13 protein-coding genes are annotated in these 16,785 nt (G+C 76.5%); 6 read left to right on the top strand and 7 right to left on the bottom strand.

The features are described 5' to 3' along the window. Nucleotides 1-13 precede the first annotated feature (13 nt). Entirely contained in the window at nucleotides 14-1,039 is a 1,026-nt protein-coding gene (locus tag ACIOFR_RS16295) for an alcohol dehydrogenase catalytic domain-containing protein (protein ID WP_400997202.1), read from the bottom strand. Between the two features lie 284 nt (nucleotides 1,040-1,323). On the opposite strand from ACIOFR_RS16295, the gene ACIOFR_RS16300 reads away from it, so the two are divergent. The 3 genes from ACIOFR_RS16300 to ACIOFR_RS16310 all read left to right on the top strand — a co-directional run bounded on the left by ACIOFR_RS16300 (nucleotide 1,324) and on the right by ACIOFR_RS16310 (nucleotide 3,774). After that, the gene (locus ACIOFR_RS16300; protein ID WP_400997205.1) at nucleotides 1,324-1,833 is read left to right on the top strand and encodes a DUF1269 domain-containing protein; all 510 of its coding nucleotides are present in this window, start codon (nucleotides 1,324-1,326) and stop codon (nucleotides 1,831-1,833) included. Between the two features lie 62 nt (nucleotides 1,834-1,895). Continuing rightward, nucleotides 1,896-2,363 carry a hypothetical protein gene (locus tag ACIOFR_RS16305; protein ID WP_400997208.1) on the top strand — a complete coding sequence of 156 codons (468 nt, stop codon included), beginning with the start codon at nucleotides 1,896-1,898 and terminating at the stop codon, nucleotides 2,361-2,363. 55 nt (nucleotides 2,364-2,418) lie between these two features. After that, nucleotides 2,419-3,774: a diacylglycerol/lipid kinase family protein gene (locus ACIOFR_RS16310; protein ID WP_400997211.1), complete on the top strand. Its 1,356-nt coding sequence runs from the start codon at nucleotides 2,419-2,421 to the stop codon at nucleotides 3,772-3,774. On the opposite strand, the gene ACIOFR_RS16315 is transcribed toward ACIOFR_RS16310, so the two are convergent. The 3 genes from ACIOFR_RS16315 to ACIOFR_RS16325 form a co-directional block, all read right to left on the bottom strand. Beyond that, on the bottom strand, nucleotides 3,754-5,412 hold the full coding sequence (locus ACIOFR_RS16315; protein ID WP_400997214.1) for an MFS transporter: 1,659 nt from the start codon (nucleotides 5,410-5,412) through the stop codon (nucleotides 3,754-3,756). The genes ACIOFR_RS16310 and ACIOFR_RS16315 overlap by 21 nt on opposite strands. 140 nt (nucleotides 5,413-5,552) lie before the next feature. Then, nucleotides 5,553-6,254 (bottom strand): pyridoxamine 5'-phosphate oxidase family protein, encoded by a 702-nt coding sequence (locus ACIOFR_RS16320; protein WP_400997217.1) that lies wholly within the window; start codon nucleotides 6,252-6,254, stop codon nucleotides 5,553-5,555. After that, the gene (locus ACIOFR_RS16325; RefSeq protein ID WP_400997219.1) at nucleotides 6,251-6,691 is read right to left on the bottom strand and encodes a pyridoxamine 5'-phosphate oxidase family protein; all 441 of its coding nucleotides are present in this window, start codon (nucleotides 6,689-6,691) and stop codon (nucleotides 6,251-6,253) included. Before ACIOFR_RS16325 ends, ACIOFR_RS16320 begins: the two co-directional genes overlap by 4 nt. Nucleotides 6,692-6,934: 243 nt before the next feature. On the opposite strand from ACIOFR_RS16325, the gene ACIOFR_RS16330 reads away from it, so the two are divergent. Then, nucleotides 6,935-7,966, top strand: a complete 1,032-nt coding sequence (locus ACIOFR_RS16330) for a zinc-dependent alcohol dehydrogenase family protein (RefSeq protein ID WP_400997222.1) — start codon at nucleotides 6,935-6,937, stop codon at nucleotides 7,964-7,966. Nucleotides 7,967-8,002: 36 nt separating this feature from the next. Here the strand turns inward: ACIOFR_RS16330 and ACIOFR_RS16335 are convergent, their stop codons facing one another. After that, nucleotides 8,003-9,763 carry a GAF domain-containing protein gene (locus ACIOFR_RS16335; protein ID WP_400997225.1) on the bottom strand — a complete coding sequence of 587 codons (1,761 nt, stop codon included), beginning with the start codon at nucleotides 9,761-9,763 and terminating at the stop codon, nucleotides 8,003-8,005. Between the two features lie 125 nt (nucleotides 9,764-9,888). Beyond that, a complete protein-coding gene (locus ACIOFR_RS16340; protein ID WP_400997228.1) occupies nucleotides 9,889-10,605 on the bottom strand; it encodes a response regulator in 717 nt (238 codons plus the stop codon). A gap of 238 nt (nucleotides 10,606-10,843) precedes the next feature. Here ACIOFR_RS16340 and ACIOFR_RS16345 point away from each other — a divergent pair, with 238 nt between their 5' ends. Beyond that, nucleotides 10,844-11,926 (top strand): Acg family FMN-binding oxidoreductase, encoded by a 1,083-nt coding sequence (locus tag ACIOFR_RS16345; protein ID WP_400997230.1) that lies wholly within the window; start codon nucleotides 10,844-10,846, stop codon nucleotides 11,924-11,926. A gap of 496 nt (nucleotides 11,927-12,422) precedes the next feature. On the opposite strand, the gene ACIOFR_RS16350 is transcribed toward ACIOFR_RS16345, so the two are convergent. After that, complete coding sequence (locus ACIOFR_RS16350) at nucleotides 12,423-13,601, bottom strand: alpha-hydroxy-acid oxidizing protein (RefSeq protein ID WP_400997421.1); 1,179 nt, start codon at nucleotides 13,599-13,601, stop codon at nucleotides 12,423-12,425. Between the two features lie 294 nt (nucleotides 13,602-13,895). Here ACIOFR_RS16350 and ACIOFR_RS16355 point away from each other — a divergent pair, with 294 nt between their 5' ends. Beyond that, nucleotides 13,896-16,769 carry an AAA family ATPase gene (locus tag ACIOFR_RS16355; protein WP_400997233.1) on the top strand — a complete coding sequence of 958 codons (2,874 nt, stop codon included), beginning with the start codon at nucleotides 13,896-13,898 and terminating at the stop codon, nucleotides 16,767-16,769. Nucleotides 16,770-16,785 lie beyond the last annotated feature (16 nt).

The following is a 16,785-nucleotide window of genomic DNA, read 5'->3' on the forward strand; positions in this document are numbered from 1 at the left end:
CGCCGGCCGGTGCTCAGCCCGCGGTGACCACCATCCGGAAGCGGGGGGCGCCCGACAGCATCCGGTCGTACGCCGCCGCGGTCCCCTCCAGTGGCACGGTCTCCACCATCGGGCGGATCCCCTTCAGCACGCTGAACGCCATCGTGTCCTGCATGTCCTGCGCCGTGCCCGAGGGGTGGCCGCGGATGATCCGGCCGCTCATCAGCAACTGGTTCGGGCTGATCCCGAGCGGGGCCGGGTCCGCGCCGATGACCACCAGCTCGCCGCGCGGGCGGAGCCCTTCGGCGGTCGCCGTGATCGCCTCCGAGTTGGCCGCGGTGGCCAGCACGACCCGGGCGCCGCCGAGGGCCTGGAGGACGTCCGCGACGGTGGTGCGGCCGGTGCTGTCGACGTAGTGGTGGGCGCCGAGCTCCCGCGCGAGGTCGGCCTTGGCGCCGCCGCGGGCGACGGCCACGGTCTCGAAGCCCATCGCGGCGGCGTACTGCACCCCCAGGTGGCCCAGGCCGCCGAGGCCGAGGACGGCGACCAGGTCGCCCGGTCGGGCGCAGCTGCGCCGCAGCCCGTTGTACGTGGTCACCCCGGCGCAGCCGAGGGGCGCCGCCTCGGTGGCGGTCAGCTCGTCGGGGATCCGGGCGAGGGCGTCGGCCGGCGCGATCAGCTTCTCGGCGTAACCCCCGTCGTAGGCCCAGCCGGGGACCTTCAGGTTCTGGCAGACCACGAAGTCGCCCTGCCGGCAGGGCCGGCAGTGGCCGCAGCTGCCGCCGAACCAGCCCACCGCCACCCGGTCGCCCGGCTGCCAGCCGCGCTGGGCGGTGCCCTCGCCGAGTTCCTCGATGCGCCCGGCGATCTCGTGGCCGGCGACCAGCGGGAACCGGACGCCGGGGACCAGGGCGTTCACGAAGGCCGTGTCGCTGTGGCAGACCCCGCAGGCGTCCACCGCCACCCGGACGTGGCCGGGGCCCGGCCGCCGGAGCTCCCGCTCGACGAGCTCGAACGGGCTGCCGAGCGCCGCGATCTGTGCGGCTCGGTACGTCGTCATCGCCACTCTCCCGGGTCCGCGTTCGACCACCCCGGGAACCAGCAGACCAGCTGCGGAGCGAGAACGCGCGCCGAACGCCGCGCCGGGCCGGGCCCGGTCCGGCCGATCCCGCCGGGCCCGCGGCGCCGACGTGCGCCCCGGCCCGGGCGCGCGCATCCTGGCACTGCCGGAGCCGCCCCCGGGCCGGGGCTCCGGCACGACCCGACCGCGCTGTGCGGCGGCACGGGCGGACCGTTCCCGGCCCGGGCGCCCGGAGCGGCGACGAGCAGAACAGGACCGACCCAGTGGCCAAGCCTGACGCGGTTTTCCTCTTCATCGGCATCTACCCGGACGAGTCCACGGCGCGGGACGACTACGCCGTCGTCAAGGAGCTGCACTCGGCGGGAGCGGTCGGCACCTATGACGCCTCGGTGATCACCAAGGACGACTCCGGGAAGGTGCACGTCGACAAGGACGAGACGGCCACCCGGCACGGGGCCTGGGGCGGCGCCGGGGTCGGCGCGGTCATCGGTCTGCTGTTCCCGCCGGCGCTCATCGGCTCCGCCGTCGTCGGCGCGGCCGTGGGCGGCGTGGGCGGCCACCTGTGGCGGGGCATGTCCCGGTCGGACGTCAAGGAGTTCGGGGAGCTCATCGACGAGGGGCAGGCCGCGCTCGTCATCATCGGCGAGGCCAAGCTCGCGCAGGCCGTGGAGAAGGCCGAGCTGAGGGCCGCGAAGCACATCGCCAAGGAGCTGGACGTGAGCGCCGCGGACATCGACGGCGCCGTCCGGACGGCCGCGGCCGAGGTCGCCTGACCGGCCGTCCGCCCCTGACCCGCCCCTGACCCGCCACGACCCGCCGATCGGCAGGTGACCGGATGTCCACACCGACGAACCCCACGCCCCCCACGCCCCCCAGGGGCCCGACCACCCCGACGAATCCCCGTGACCACGAGTCCAACACCCTGGCCGGCGGCCTGGTGGTGTTCGCCGCCGTCATGCTCCTGATCTCCGGAGTGCTGGACGTCCTGCGCGGAATCATGGGCATCGCCAAGGACCCGGTCTTCGTCAGCACGCCGAACTACGTCTTCAAGTTCGACCTGACCAGCTGGGGATGGATCCACCTGGTCCTCGGCCTCATCGCGATCGCCGCCGGCCTCGGGCTGTTCCGGCTGGCGCTGTGGGCCAGGATCCTCGGCATCGTGGCGGCCGCGCTGCTCATCGTCGCCAACTTCCTGTCCATCCCGTACTACCCGCTGTGGTCCGTCACCGTGATGGCCGCCTCGGCGCTGGTGATCTGGGCCCTGTGCGTGATCCGCCGCGACCGCGGCACGGCCGCCGGCTGAGCGGACCGGCACGGGACCGCCCGAGCGGGCCGGGAGGACGGGAGGAGGAGCCGACGTGTCGTCGACGGTTGCCGGCAGGTCTGGCCGGGCGAGGCTGCTGGCCCGGCTGGCGCTGGCCTGCCTGCTGGGCGCGGTGGCGGTACTGGTGGCGACCAGCGGGCCGGGTGGTCTCCTGGTCCTCGTCGTCGGGGTGGCGGGGCTGGCGGCCGCGGCGGCCGGGACCTGGTGGGCGCTGGCGCACCGCGGAGCCGTCCGGGTCGGCGGGACGCTGCTCGCGGTGGGCGCGCCCGTCGCCGTCCTGGTGGTCTACGCCCGGGCGGGCCTGTGGCCGGCCGCGCTGGCCGGGCTGGCGCTCTGGGCGGTCGCGGTGCTGTGCGCGCGGGCGGCACTCGGCAAGGTGCGGCGGCCCCGGGGGATGCACGCGTCCCCGGCTGCGGCTCCCCGGCGGCCGGTGCTGATCATGAATCCACGGTCCGGCGGCGGCAAGGTCGGACGCTTCGGGCTGGTCGAGAGGGCCGAGGCGCTCGGCGCCCGGGTCGTCCTGCTGGACCCGGCCGTCCACACGGACGTCGCGGCGCTCGCCCGCCGGGCGCTGGCCGAGGGCGCGGACCTGCTCGGGGTCGCCGGCGGCGACGGCACCCAGGCCCGGGTGGCCGAGGTGGCCGCCGAGCACGACGTGCCGTTCCTGGTGATCTCCGCGGGCACCCGCAACCACTTCGCGATGGACCTGGGACTGGACCGCGAGGACCCGTCCCGCTGCCTGGAGGCGCTCACCGACGGCGAGGAACTGCGCGTCGACCTCGGCATGGTGGGCGGCCGGGCCTTCGTCAACACGGTCTCGTTCGGCGTCTACGCCCAGATCGTGCAGAGTCCGGAGTACCGCGACGCCAAGGCCGGCTCCGCCCTGGCCGCCCTGCCCGACCTGCTGCTCGGGTACGCCGGCCACCCGCTCGACGCCCGGGCCGGCAGTACCCGGCTGGAGCACCAGCAGGCCCTGCTGGTGAGCAACAACCCCTACGCGGCCCCCCAGCCGATGGCCGCGGGCGGCCGCCGGCCGCGGCTCGACCTCGGGACGCTCGGCGTGCTCGGGGTCCGGGTGACCAACGCCGCCCAGGCGGCCGAGGTCGCGCTCCGCGGTGCGCAGGCCTCCGGGCTCCAGGTCCTGACGGCCCACCAGGTGACGGTCGACTCCGACGCGGCACGCATCCCGGTCGCCGTCGACGGCGAGGCACTGCAGCTGCCCGTGCCGGTCGTCTGCACCCTCCGTCCGGGGGCGCTGCGGGTCCGCGTCCCCCGCCACCGGCCCGGGCCGCCGGCGGCTCCCGCACCGGTGCACTGGCGGGCGATCGTCCAACTGGCCTTCGGCCGGCGCCGCCCGGGGCCCGCCGCCTCAGGCCGCGGAGGCGGCTGAGCCCGGCTGCCCGGGCCCCTGCTTCCGGGCCCCCGCCTGCTCGGCCCCGGGTTGCCCGGTCGGGATCCGCCCGGTGAAGAACAGCGCGAGGACGGCCATCAGCGCGAGCACGCCGAGCGCCGCGCGCAGGCCGTCGATCCGGGCCGCCGCGTTCGCGTCGAGCGCCGCCGAGGCCACCTCCGGGCTGACCCCGGTCTGCGCCAGGGCATCGGTGAGCTGGGCGTCCGACAGGAAGGGCACGCCGCCGGCCAGTTCGACCGCGGCCTGCTCGGTGACCTCGGGGGGAATCGCCGGATCCTCCCCGACATTGGTCAGGAACGAGGTGCTGAGCACCGCGATCATGATCGAGCCGGCGAGGGCCGTACCGATCGAGGCGCCGAGGTTGGTGACGGCGTTCTGGACCCCGCCGACCTCCGCGCTCTGCTCGTCCGGCACGGCCGACACGGTGACCGCCCCGAGCTGCGAGGCCAGCGCGCCCATCCCCAGCCCGATCAGCAGCAGCGGGACGGCGACGATCTCGGCACCCGCGTCCACGTCCAGGGCGGCCAGCATGGCCACCGCGCCGGCGAACAGCGACAGCACGCCGAACCGCACCACCCGCCGCGGCGAGACGTCCGGCAGCAGTTTCGGGATCAGGACCGCCGCGGCCAGCAGCGCGAGCGACAGCGGCAGCAGCCGGGCCCCGGTGGCGAGCGCCGACAGGCCGAGGGCCACCGACAGGTAGAGCGGGACGACGAAGAACACGCCCATCTGCACGAGGTACTGGAAGAAGAACATCGTCAGGCCCCCGGTGAGCTGCCGGTTGTGCAGCAGGGCCGGGTCCACCAGCGGTTCGGTCCCGGCCCGCACCAGGCGGGCCTCCCAGCGCAGGAAGAGCCAGACCAGCGCCAGACCGGCCAGGCTCGTCCAGACGACCGCCGAGACGCCGAGCCAGGACGGCGCGCCGGGCTTCGGCAGGAACCAGCCCCACTCCCCCGACCGCAGCACCCCGTACACGAAGATACCGAGGCCGAGGGCGGAGATCACCGCGCCGACGAGGTCCACCCGGGCCCCGGCGGCGGCGGGCGCGTCGGCGATCGGCCGGGCGAGCACCAGGATGCACAGGACCAGGACGACCTCCCCGGCGAACACCCAGCGCCAGGAGAAGTACGTCGTGGCGACGCCGCCGACCAGGGGCCCGACCGCGATCGCGATGGCCCCGGCGGCGGCGACCAGCCCGTACGCCGCCGGCCGGCGCTCCGCGGGGAAGTTGCCCGCGACCAGCGCGACGATCGCGGGCAGGATGAGCGCCGCGCCGATCCCTTCGAGGAAGGACCAGCCGAACAGCAGCACGCCGAGGTTGGGGGCGATCGCCGTGGTGAACGAGCCGCAGCCGTACACGCAGCAACCGATCATGAACGCGCGCTTGCGGCCGATCACGGCGCCGACCTTGCCGCCCGGGATCATGAACATCGCCATCACCAGGGTGTACGCCGTGATCGCGCCCTGGATGCCGGTCACCGTCGTTCCCACGTCGTCGGCGACCGTCGCGATCGAGACGTTCATGACGGAGCTGTCGAGCGCCATGAGGAACTGGCCGGCCGCGAGTGTCAGCAGGACCACTCCGGAGGCCTTCGAGGACTTCGCACCGGATGCCATAGCGGCATGGTCCCAGCGGCCGTTCCCCGGCACGGACTCCGACTCGCCCCGGGGCCCGTCCTTTCGGTGCCGTGGTGCCCGCACCCGAGCCGGGCCGTCGGTGGCGTGGGCCGCGCACCGGAGCCGGGCCGGCGGTCCGGTCAGCCCGGCGTGATCAGGCGGCCGCTGATCCGGGCCGGGACGATCCGGATCCAGTGCTCGCGGACCCCGGCCGCCCAGGGCTCCGCCCCCGGCTGCCCGGTCAGTCGCCGTACGGTGGCCGCGTCGGTGACCGGTTCGGCGGTGCCGACGACGAGGACGCTCCAGCCCGCGCTGCGGGCCTCGTCCAGGCGGTCCGCCTCGAAGGCGAGTTCACCGGCCCCGACGGCCGTGGCCGCGCCCGCGGCGGACGTCCGGTAGACGATCGCGTGCGCGTCGACGAGGTAGTTCACGGGCAGGACGACCGGGCCCGCGTCCGAGGTCAGGGCGACCCGGCCGATGCCGTGGTCGGACAGCCGGTCCCAGCACTCCTGCGGCGCGAGCCTCGCCAGCACGGGCGCCGGAGCGGGGGGCGGCTGCCCGGGCGGCAGGTCGGTACGGCCCCCCAGCAGGTCGTCGTAGGTCGTCTCCAGCGCCACCGCCAGCCTGTGGGCGGCCTCCGGGTCGAAGCCGGTGCCCAGCTCCTCCAGGTGCCGGAGGTAGCCCGGCGACATGCCGGCGCGGGCCGCGACCTCCTCCCGGCTGAGACCGAGCTGCCGCGACCGCAGGGCGACCCGCAGGGCGACCTCCTCCGGACCGGGACCGGGGCCGGGACCGGGACCGGGGCCGTCCGGCGGCGGCAGAGGCGTCGGAAGGGGCGTCACGACTCGAACCGCCGTCCGGTGACGAGCTCCGGGTGGATGCTCAGGTAGTCCGTGGCCGGCCCGCGCCCCCACGGCCGCGGCCCCCGGCGGCGCAGCTCGGCGACCTCGGCCGGGTCGGTCACCAGGCGGGAGCGGCCGACGACCAGCACGGTCCACCCGCGGAGCGTGCGTTCGTCGAAGCGGTCCGCCTGGAACCCGACCACCTCGCCGTCCATCACGTCCACCCGCCAGCCCGCGGGCAGCGGGACCACCACCTCCCCGACACCGTCCAGGGTGAAGCAGGCGGGGGTCACGGCGGGCATCGCGTCATCGGTGTGGATGAGACGTCCGATCACCGTCTGCCGGAGCAGGTCCAGGCTCTGCTCCCGGGTGCACTCCCCGGTCGCGGCCTCGCCCGCCGGTGCCGGCGGGTCGGGCACCGGAGCGTTCGCGCGCACGACGCCCACCTCCTTCGACGGGTCCACCGGCGGACATCCCGCCGCCCACTGGCCAGCGTGCGCGGATCCGCCGCCGCGCGCTGGGGCCGCACGGGCCGACGGGGTGCGCCGAACGGCCCTGTCCGGCAGGGGCCGGGTGTGGTGGACCATGGGAGGAGTGGCCGGTCCCGGGTGCCGGCGGCCGTCCTGCCGGCACCCGGCCACCGGAGCAGAGCTGGGCGCAGCGCGGGACGAGGAGCCGAGATGTCAGCCTCCGGGGACGGCCTGATCCGCACGGTGGCCTGGGTGGTGGATCACCCGGGCCCGACGGCCTCGGCGCCGCTGCGGCGCGAGGAACGGACGATCGGGCCGCCCGGTCCGCAGGAGCTGCTGATCGAGGTGACGGCCTGCGGCGTGTGCCGCACCGACCTCCACCTCGCCGAGGGCGACCTCGCGCCGCGGACCCGGCACTGCACGCCCGGCCACCAGATCGTCGGCCGGGTCCTGCACCTCGGGGCCGAGGTGCAGGGGTACGCCCACGGCGACCGGGTGGGCGTGGCCTGGCTCGCGGGCACCTGCGGCAGCTGCCGCTACTGCCGGGCCGGCCGGGAGAACCTCTGCCCGCTCTCCCGCTACACCGGCTGGGACGTGCCCGGCGGCTACGCCCGGTACGCGGTGGCCGACGCCAGGTACGCCTACCGGCTGCCGGAGGAACCGCCCGACGTGGAACTGGCGCCGCTGCTGTGCGCCGGGATCATCGGCTACCGGGCCCTGGAACGGGCCGAGCTGCCGCCGGGCGGCCGGCTGGGGATCTACGGGTTCGGGGCGTCCGCCCACCTGACCGCGCAGCTCGCCCTCGCCCGGGGCGCCACCGTGCACGTGCTGACCCGGGCCGAGGAGGCCCGGCGGCTGGCGCTGGAGCTGGGCGCCTCCTCGGCCCGCGACGGGTACGAGGCCCCGCCGGAGCCGCTGGACTCGGCGATCCTCTTCGCACCGGTCGGCGACCTGGTGCCGGTCGCGCTGTCGGCGCTGGACCGCGGTGGCACGCTGGCGGTGGCCGGCATCCACCTCAGCGACATCCCCGGGCTGGACTACCAGCGGCACCTCTTCCAGGAACGGACGCTGCGCAGCGTCACCGCCAACACCCGTGCGGACGGCCGGGCGTACCTCGCCGAGGCGGCCCGCCACCGGCCGGTGGTCCACGTGCAGCGCTACACCATGGACCGGGCCGACCGGGCGCTGGCCGACCTCGCCGCGGACCGGGTGACCGGGGTCGCCGTCCTGGTCGCGGACTGAACCGGCCCGGCAGCGGCGGGCCCGGGCCGGCCGGGGTCACGGCCGGGGCAGCGTGCGCGGGTCCTCCGGCGGCGGCAGCGGTACGCGCCAGTCCAGCCGGGTGCCGCCGTCCGGCCCGGGGCCGGCCAGGAAACTGCCGCCGCGCCGTTCGGCCCGCTCGGCGAGGTTGGCGAGGCCGCTGCGCGGCCCGCCGGGTGGGAGGCCCGCACCGTCGTCGGTGACGGTGAGGACCAGGTCGCCGTCGACGTTCAGGGCCACCTCGACCCGGCGGGCGCGGGCGTGGCGCACGACGTTCGACAGGGCCTCCTCCAGGACGGCGACCACGTCGTCGGCCACCGCCTGCGGCACCTCGACGTCCAGCAGCCCCGTCATCCGCAGCCCCGGCGCGAAGCCGAGGCCGGCGCAGGAGCGGTCGACGACGGCGGCCACCCTGGCGCGCAGCCCGTGGGCGGCCGGTCCGCGTTCCCTGGTCCGCAGGCCGAAGATACTGGAACGGATCGTCCGCACGGTCTCGTCGAGGTCGTCGATGGCCCGCAGGACCCGCTCCGACGCCTCGGGGTGGTCGATGAAGCGGGTCGCGCCCTGCAAGGTCATGCCGGTCGCGAACAGCCGCTGGATCGCCAGGTCGTGCAGGTCCCGGGCGATCCGGTCGCGCTCCTCCAGCAGGGCGATCTGCTCGGAGTCCCAACGGCGTTCGGCCAGTTCCATCGCCACGGCGGCCTGCCCGGCGAAGCCCGCCAGCGGGCCCGACTCCTCGGGTACGAAGACCGGTTTGCCGGTGGCCCGCGCCAGCATCAGCACCCCGCGCACACCGCCCTCCACCGTGCCGACGGGCACGGCCACGGCGGGCCCGAGACCGGCCCAGCGCGGCGGCCCGGCGGTGATCCTCGGGTCCCGGTGCACGTCGACGCTGGTGACCAGCCCGCCGGTCTCGACGGCGGCCCCCATGAAGGACCCCACCCGGGGCAGCACCAGCCCCCGGTGCCGGTCCGCGTCCAGGCCCACGGCCACCCGCACCTCCAGGTCGGCCCCGCCGTTGACCGGCCGGGCCACCACGGTCAGGTCCGCACCGGCGATGTCGGCCGCCCGCGCGATCAGCAGGTCCAGCACCTCCCGCTGCGAACTGCCCGACAGCAGGCTGTTGGTGACCTCCGCGCTCGCCGCCAGCCAGCGTTCGCGCAGCCGGGCCCTGGTGTAGAGCCCGGCGTTGTCGATCGCCACCCCGGCCGCCACCGCCAGGGTCGCCAGCACCGACTCGTCCTCGGCGTCGAACTCCGCTCCGCCGCGCTTCTCGGTCAGGTAGAGGTTCCCGTAGACCTTGTCGCGGACCCGGATCGGGACGCCCAGGAAACTGTGCATCGGCGGATGGTGCGCCGGGAAGCCGTACGAGGAGGGGTGCGCGGAGAGTTCCGCCAGGCGCAGCGGCTCGGGGTGGCGGATCAGCTCGCCCAGCAGGCCGAGCCCGCGCGGCAGCGGCCCGATGCGGTCGGCCCGCTCCCGGTCGATGCCGACCGGGATGAACTGCGACAGCCGCCGGTCGTCGCCGATCACACCGAGCGCCCCGTACTCGGCGTCCACCAGCGTGACCGCGGACTCGACGATGTGCCGCAGCACCTGGGTGAGGTCGAGGTCCCGGCCGACGTCGAGGACGGCCTCCAGAAGGCCGTGGAACCGTCCCCTGGTGCCGCGCGCGGCGTCCGGCCGGGACGGCGGCGCACCGGGGTGGTCCGCGGGGCCCGGGTCGGCGGGGCCCGGCCGCGGCGGGTCGGCGGGGCCCGGGTCCGAGGATGCGGCCACCGCTTGCTCCGTTCACGTGCCGGCAGCTCCCCCGGTCCCCAGCCTAGGGTCCGTACGGCCCGGGGGCCTCCCCGGTCGGCGAGGTCGGCCGGGTGGGGCCGGGGGTCGGCCGGGTGGGGCCGGGCTCAGTGCGGGCGGGCCGGTGGGGGCCGGCGGGCCGGCGGGGGCTGGTGGGGGTCGGCGTGGGCGGCGATCACCGCCGCCTGGAGCCGGCGCTCGACGCCGAGCTTGGCCAGCAGCCTCGACACGTGGTTCTTCACGGTCTTCTCGGCGAGGTAGAGCTCCTGGCCGATCTCCCGGTTGGTCCTGCCCTCGCCCACCAGGGCGAGGATCTCCCGCTCGCGCGGGGTCAGCTGCGCCAGCGCCGCGTCTGGGTCGGCCTCCTCGTGGTGGCGCAGGCTCTCCATCAGCCTCCGGGTGGTGGCCGGATCGAGCATCGACTGCCCGGAGGCCACCGTGCGGACGGCGCCGACCAGGTCGGCGCCCTTGACCTGTTTCAGCACGTACCCGGCGGCGCCGGCCATGATCGCGTCCAGCAGGGCGTCGTCGTCGTCGAACGAGGTCAGCATCAGGCAGACCAGCCCGGGCACCCGGTCGCGCAGCTCCCGGCAGACCGTCACCCCGTCGCCGTCCGGCAGCCGCACGTCCAGCACCGCGACCCGGGGCCGCAGCGCGGGCACCCGGGCGAGCGCCTCCGCGCAGGTCCCGCCCTCGCCGACGACCTCGATGTCGGGCTCGGCCTCCAGCAGGTCGCGCACCCCGAGCCGCACCACCTCGTGATCGTCCAGCAGGAACACCCGCAGCGGCTGCTGTCCCGGCTCCCGGGGGTCGGTACCGTCCATCGCTCGTCCCTCCTGCGCCCCGGCTGCGGTCCGCCGCCCCGGTCGTCGGCGCCGCGCGCCTCCGCTTCGATTCTGCGCGCGCCCCGGCCGGGCCGCAGCGGGCGCCGGGCGGGTGTGTCGGCGGCGGGCCCGGGCCCTCCGGCGGGTGGGGTGGGGCCGGAGGGCCCATGGCGGGGCGCCGCGGGCGGCGCAGGATGGGGGCGAGGGCAGAACGAGGAGCGGAAGGACGTACCCGGCCATGACCACCAGCGGAAGTCCGGACCGGTACCGGAACGAGGAGCGGTCGGCCCTGACCGAGCGGGCCCTGACCACGGAGCAGCTGCGGTTCCTGGCCGCCGCCGCGGGTGCGGCACCGTCGCTGCACAACAGCCAACCGTGGCGTTTCCGCCCGGCACCCGACCTCGACGGGCTGGACGTGTCCCTCGACCCGGCCCGTGCCGTACCGCTCACCGACCCGGACGGCCGGGCGTTGCACATCTCGGTGGGCGCGGCCCTGTTCAACCTGCGGGTCGCCGCCCTGCGGCTCGGCCGGGAACCGCAGGTGCGGCTGCTGCCCGACCCGGCGGAGCCGTCGCTGGTCGCCGCCGTGCGGCTGTCCCGGCCCGCGGCCGCCGCGACGCCGCACGGCCGGGACCTCTTCGAGGAGATCGGCCGGCGGCACTCCAGCCGCCAGCCGTTCGTCAACCGGGACGTGCCCGAGGCGGTGGTCGGCGAGCTCTGTGCGGCGGCCCTCGACGAAGGTGCCGTGCTGTCCGTGCTGGAGGAGGCCGGGGTGCGCCGGGTGCTGGAGCTCACCCGGGACGCCGAACGACGCACCGGCGCCGACCTCGCCCGGATGGCCGAGACCCGGACCTGGCTGCGGCTGGAGGAGCCGGCCGCGGACGGCATCCCGGCGGCCGCGCTGGGCCCGCAGGACCACGACGCCCGCGTCCCGATGCGGGCGTTCACCACCCCGCCGCCGGCCGCCGTACCGTCCCGGCGCTTCGAACCGCTGCCCCAGCTGGCCACCCTCACCACCCACGGGGACGGGCCCGCCGACTGGCTCCGCGCGGGCCAGGCACTGGAGCGCCTGTGGCTGGTGGCGACCGCCCACGGGCTGCGCGCCTCCGTGCTGCACCAGGCCGTCGAGTGGCCCGACACCCGTTGGGGCCTGCGCGACCCGGCCGAGGGGCCCGGCCACGTCCAGCTCGTGCTGCGTCTCGGCTTCGGCCCGCCCGGACCGGCGAGCCCCCGCCGCCCGGTCGACGAGATCCTCGACCTGGCCGGCCGCCGGGCCGACGCCCCGCGGACGGCGGCGCAGACGCACTCCCCGGTGTCCTGAACCGCCGCCGGCGGGCCGTCGGTCCAGGCGGCCCGTCGAGATCCGGCGGTGGCCCCGGGCGGTCCGCAGGGCGGACCGGACCCGCAGACCTCGACGCCCCCTCGCAACCGCCGCGGCGGGTGCGTCAGGGCGACGTCGAGGCAGGCCTGCGGAGCGTCGTGCGGACGTCAACGGCCTTGGCGCGGGCCGCCGTCGGGACTCGCATGGAGGTCGTGGCGCAGGAGTCGTCGGGGTCCACGGTTCGCCGGGCGGTCTCGCGGCGGTGCGCCGGGCGGTGGCGGAGGCGGGCCGGCGGGCAGCCGTCCTGGTTGCGGTGATCGCCTGGTCGGAGCCGGACGGCGGCCGCCCCCGGCCGGCGGGTCCTGCCCGGCTCGGTGGCCCGCTGCTGCCGGTCCCGCGCGGCCTGCGAGGTGCCGGCGGTCCCGCCGTCCGGGCTCCTGGCCGGGCCGGCGCCCACCACCGTCGCGGGGAACCGCGGTTGGCTGCCGCCGGCGCGTCAGATCCGGCGGATCGCCCCCTCGGCGCGCAGGTCCGCCAGGGTCGGGTAGCCGTCCACGGCCATGATCAGGTCCGCCTCGGCGAGCAGCGAGCGCAGCACGTGCACGATGCCGTCCTCGCCACCGACCGCCAGGCCGTAGGCGTAGGGACGGCCGACGCCGACGGCGGTGGCGCCGAGGGCGAGCGCCTTGACCAGGTCCGCGCCGGTGCGGACGCCGGAGTCGAACAGCACCGGCAGCCCGTCGGCCGCCTCCACCACGCCCGGCAGCGCCTCCAGCGCGGGCAGACCGCCGTTGGCCTGGCGGCCGCCGTGGTTGGAGCAGTAGACCGCGTCCACGCCGCCGTCCTTCGCCCGGCGGACGTCCTCCGGGGCGCACAGGCCCTTGAGGACGATCGGCAGGTCGGTGAGGGAGCGCAGCCACGGGAGGTCGTCCCAGGTGAGCGGGTTGCTGAAGAGGCCGATCCACTCCAGGACGGCGGCGCCCGGGTCCTCCTCCGGGGCCTTGGCGAGGCGGGCGCGGAACACCGGGTCGGACGTGTAGTTGGCCAGCGCGTGCCCGCGCAGCTGCGGGAAGTTGCTCGCCCCGAGGTCGCGCGGACGCCAGCCGGTGATCCAGGTGTCCAGGGTGATGACGATCCCCCGGAACCCGGCCGCCTCCGCCCGGTGCACCAGGCTCTCCGCGAGCGCCCGGTCGGTGGGGGTGTACAGCTGGAAGAGACCCGGGGTGTCGCCGAACCCGGCGGCGACCTGCTCCAGCGGGTCCACCGCGAGCGTGGAGGCGACCATCGGCACCCCGGTCCTCGCGGCGGCGCGGGCGGTGGCCAGATCGCCGTGCCCGTCCTGCGCGCACAGGCCGATGACGCCGACCGGCGCCATGAACAGCGGCGACGGCAGCCGCAGTCCGAACAGGTCCACCGACAGGTCGCGCCGGGCGGCGCCGACCATCATCCGCGGCATCAGCCCGTACCGTTCGAACGCGGTGACGTTGGCCCGCTGGGTGGACTCGTCCCCGGCCCCGCCCGCGACGTAGGACAGCACCGACGGGGGGAGGGCGGCCTGCGCCCGCGCCCGGAGCCCGGCGAAGTCCATCGGCATCGTCGGCAGGACGCCGGACAGGCCGGCGAGGTAGATCTCGTTCTGGTAGTCCCCGAACTGCTGCCGGGGGTCGACGTCCATGGTGCGCTCCGCCCTCTCGCCGTCGCCCGCGCCGGGGCCCTCCCGGTCGGCGACACCTCCCACCGTGCCCACCGGACCGGCCGGGGACCAGGCCCGTGCGGTAACGAAGGTTCTGGTCGCCCGTGACCGCTGACGACCGGTCACCGCCGACCGGTGCCGCGACGGAGCACGCGCCGGCCCACGGGCCGCCTCCGGACCGGGCGGGCGTGTCGGCGGCGCAGGCTAGGGTGTGGAACGTGACATGCCAGGGATGGACGAATCCCGGGCGGCCCCACGGACAGGTGTGATAAGCGGATGTCGAGCAGCCCCCACGAGCATTCCGGAACGGCGCAGCTCCCCCCGGCGCCGTGGCCGATCGGCCGCGAGCGCGAGGGCGACGCCCTGGCCGCACTGCTCGCCGGACACACCGCGGCCCTGATCACCGGCGAACCGGGCAGCGGCAAGTCCGAACTGCTGCGCTCCCTGACCGACCGGGCCCGGTGGGCGGGCACCACGGTGCTGTGCGCCGCCGCGGACCGGCTGGACGCCGGCTTCGAGTTCGGCGTGGTCCGCCAGCTCTTCGAACAGCTGCTGGCGGACGCCCCGCCGGGGGCGCCGCACCCGCTGCTGGCCGGTCCCGCGGCCGCCGCCGCCGAGGTCCTCGGCCCCCGACCGCCGCACTCCGCCGGGCCGGCGCCGGCCGACGGCGCGGTGCTGGGCGGGCTGCACTGGCTGACCGTCCACCTGGCCGCCCGGGGGCCGCTGCTGATCGCCGTGGACGACCTCCAGTGGGCCGACCCGGCCTCGCTGCGCTGGCTCAGCTACCTGCTGCGGCGCGCCGGCGGGCTCCCGCTGGGCGTGCTCGCCACCATCGGCGCCGGGGCCACCGAGCCCGCGCAGCGGGAGCTGCCGGGGACGGTGCTGCAACTCTTCCGGCAGCGGGTCGCGCTCGGGCCGCTCGGTGCGGCGACGGTCGCGGCGATGGCCGAGCAGGCGCACGGGCAGGCCCCGGACGAGGCGTTCGTGCGCGGCTGCCGGCACGCGACCAACGGCAACGCCTTCCTGCTCCGGGCGTTGCTGCGGGCCACCGCGGCGGCGGAGCCGGCACCGTCCGCGGACGCCGCGGAGCGGCTCGACGCGCTCGCTCCCACCGAGATCGGACAGGCCGTCCGGGCCGCCCTGGCCAACGCCGGCCCGGCCGCGGTGGAGGTCGCCGAAGCGGTGGCCGTGCTCGGCGGCACGCCCGGCACCGACCAGGTCGCCGCGGTGGTCGGGGAGTCCGAGGCGGTGGTCGAGGACGCCCTGCACGCGCTGGTCGAGACCGGTGTGCTGCGACGCGTCGGGCCGGCCGTCGGCTTCGTCCACCCGGTGGCGGCCCGCTCGCTGGCCGAGCTGGTGCTGCCCAGCCGGCGCCAGCGGATCCACCTCGCGGCGGCCCGGCTGCTGTGGGCGCAGAACGCCCCCGAGGACGAGGTGGCGGCCCGTCTGCTGCACACCACCGGCCCACTGGACGAGGACTGGGCGAACGAGGCGCTGCGCCGGTCGGCCGCCGAGGCCCTGGCGGCCGGCGATCCGGACGGCGCGGTCGCGGCCCTGCGCCGCGCGCTGCGCGAGCCGCTGCCCGAGGGCGCGCGGGCGACCCTGCTGAGCATGCTCGGACTGGCGGAGCTGGCCTCCTGCGTGCCGACGGCGGTCCGCAACCTGCGGCAGAGCCTGGAGCTGTCCCACGGGGCCGCCGCCCGGACGTCCGCCGCCCGGCGGCTGGCCATGGCGCTGTTCGCGACCGACAACTACGGCGAGGCGCTGGACGTCCTCGGGCGCACCAGTGCCGAACTGCGCGGCGCCGGCGACGAGTACGCCCTCCGGCTGGAGATCGACTACATCTACGCCGGCCTGAGCGAGCTGGCCACAGCCGCCGCCGTCCGGCCGCGGCTGTGGGAGCTGGACCTCTCGGACGCCGGCGGCGGCGCCGTGGAACGGCCGCTGGCCGCGCTGCTCAGCCTGCGGGCCGCGATGCGCGGCGAGGACCCGGCGGAAGCCGTCGAATTCGCCCAGCGGGCCCTGACGCTGGGCATGATCCCGGCCGACGACGAGTCGATCGTCTACAACAACGCGGTGTTCGCGCTCGGCGCCGCCGGAGCGGCCCGGACGGCGCTGAACTACGCCGACGCGGCGGTGGCCGAGGCGCGGGCCCGGGGCTCCGTGCTCGGCTACGCGCACGCGATCAGCACCCGGGCCAACGCCAACTGCCGGCTCGGCCGGCTCGCCGAGTGCCGGGCCGACGCCGAGGCGGCACTGGAGTCACTGCGCGAGATCGGGGTCGGCTCCCACACCAGCCACTGCGTCTTCCCGGTCACCACGCTGCTGGAGGCCCGGGTCCGGCAGGGCCTGCTGGTGGAGGCCGAGGAACTGCTGGCGCAGGCCGGGCTGACCGGCGAGCTGAACCTGCACTGGGCCAACGACTACGTCCTGCTCGCCCGCGGCTGGCTGCGCCTGGCGCAGGGCCTGCCCGAGCAGGCCCTGGCGGACTTCCTGCTCTGCGGGGAGCGCTCCGGCACCCGCGGCATGGCCGGCCCCGGCTTCTACCCGTGGCGGTCCGAGGCCGCGCTGGTGCTCGTCTCGCTGGGCCGGCACGAGGAGGCCAGGGTGCTGGCCGGTGAGGACCTGGAGCTGGCACGCCGCTGGGGCGTGCCCGAGATGATCGGGGTGGCGCTGCGTTCGCTCGGCGCCGCCACGCCGGGGCGGCCGGGGCTGGCGCTGCTTCGGGAGGCGGTCGAGGTGCTCGGCGAGTCCGACGCGCGGCTGCGCCGGGCGCAGGCCCTGGTCGACCTCGGTGCCGGACTGCGCGCCGCCGGGCAGGTCGAGGAGGCCCGCGAGCAGTTGCGGCAGGCCGTCAGCCTGGCCCACCAGTGCGGGGCGACCGTGATCGCCGAGCAGGCGATGGACGAGCTGCGCGCGGCAGGCGACCGCCCGCGCACCCGGACCTTCCAGGGCGTGGACGCGCTGACGCCGAGCGAGCGCCGGGTGACGGCGCTGGCGGTGGCCGGCATGACCAACAAGCAGATCGCCCAGCACCTGTTCGTCGGCCTGCGGACGGTGGAGGTCCACCTCACCAATGCGTACGGCAAGCTCGGCATCGGTGGTCGGCCGGAGCTCTCCGACGCACTCGCCGACGCCACCGCGGTGTGACGGCGGCGCTCGGGCT

Source organism: Kitasatospora sp. NPDC088346 (assembly GCF_044740765.1).
GTDB lineage: Bacteria > Actinomycetota > Actinomycetes > Streptomycetales > Streptomycetaceae > Kitasatospora.

What these genes read in the sequence shown, in the direction of transcription:
- ACIOFR_RS16305 (WP_400997208.1), top strand. Translation starts at nt 1,896, where the DNA reads ATGTCCACACCGACGAACCCCACGCCCCCCACGCCCCCCAGGGGCCCG.
- ACIOFR_RS16355 (WP_400997233.1), top strand. Translation starts at nt 13,896, where the DNA reads ATGTCGAGCAGCCCCCACGAGCATTCCGGAACGGCGCAGCTCCCCCCG.
- ACIOFR_RS16340 (WP_400997228.1), bottom strand. Translation starts at nt 10,605, where the DNA reads ATGGACGGTACCGACCCCCGGGAGCCGGGACAGCAGCCGCTGCGGGTG.
- ACIOFR_RS16330 (WP_400997222.1), top strand. Translation starts at nt 6,935, where the DNA reads ATGTCAGCCTCCGGGGACGGCCTGATCCGCACGGTGGCCTGGGTGGTG.
- ACIOFR_RS16350 (WP_400997421.1), bottom strand. Translation starts at nt 13,601, where the DNA reads ATGGACGTCGACCCCCGGCAGCAGTTCGGGGACTACCAGAACGAGATC.
- ACIOFR_RS16345 (WP_400997230.1), top strand. Translation starts at nt 10,844, where the DNA reads ATGACCACCAGCGGAAGTCCGGACCGGTACCGGAACGAGGAGCGGTCG.
- ACIOFR_RS16315 (WP_400997214.1), bottom strand. Translation starts at nt 5,412, where the DNA reads ATGGCATCCGGTGCGAAGTCCTCGAAGGCCTCCGGAGTGGTCCTGCTG.
- ACIOFR_RS16295 (WP_400997202.1), bottom strand. Translation starts at nt 1,039, where the DNA reads ATGACGACGTACCGAGCCGCACAGATCGCGGCGCTCGGCAGCCCGTTC.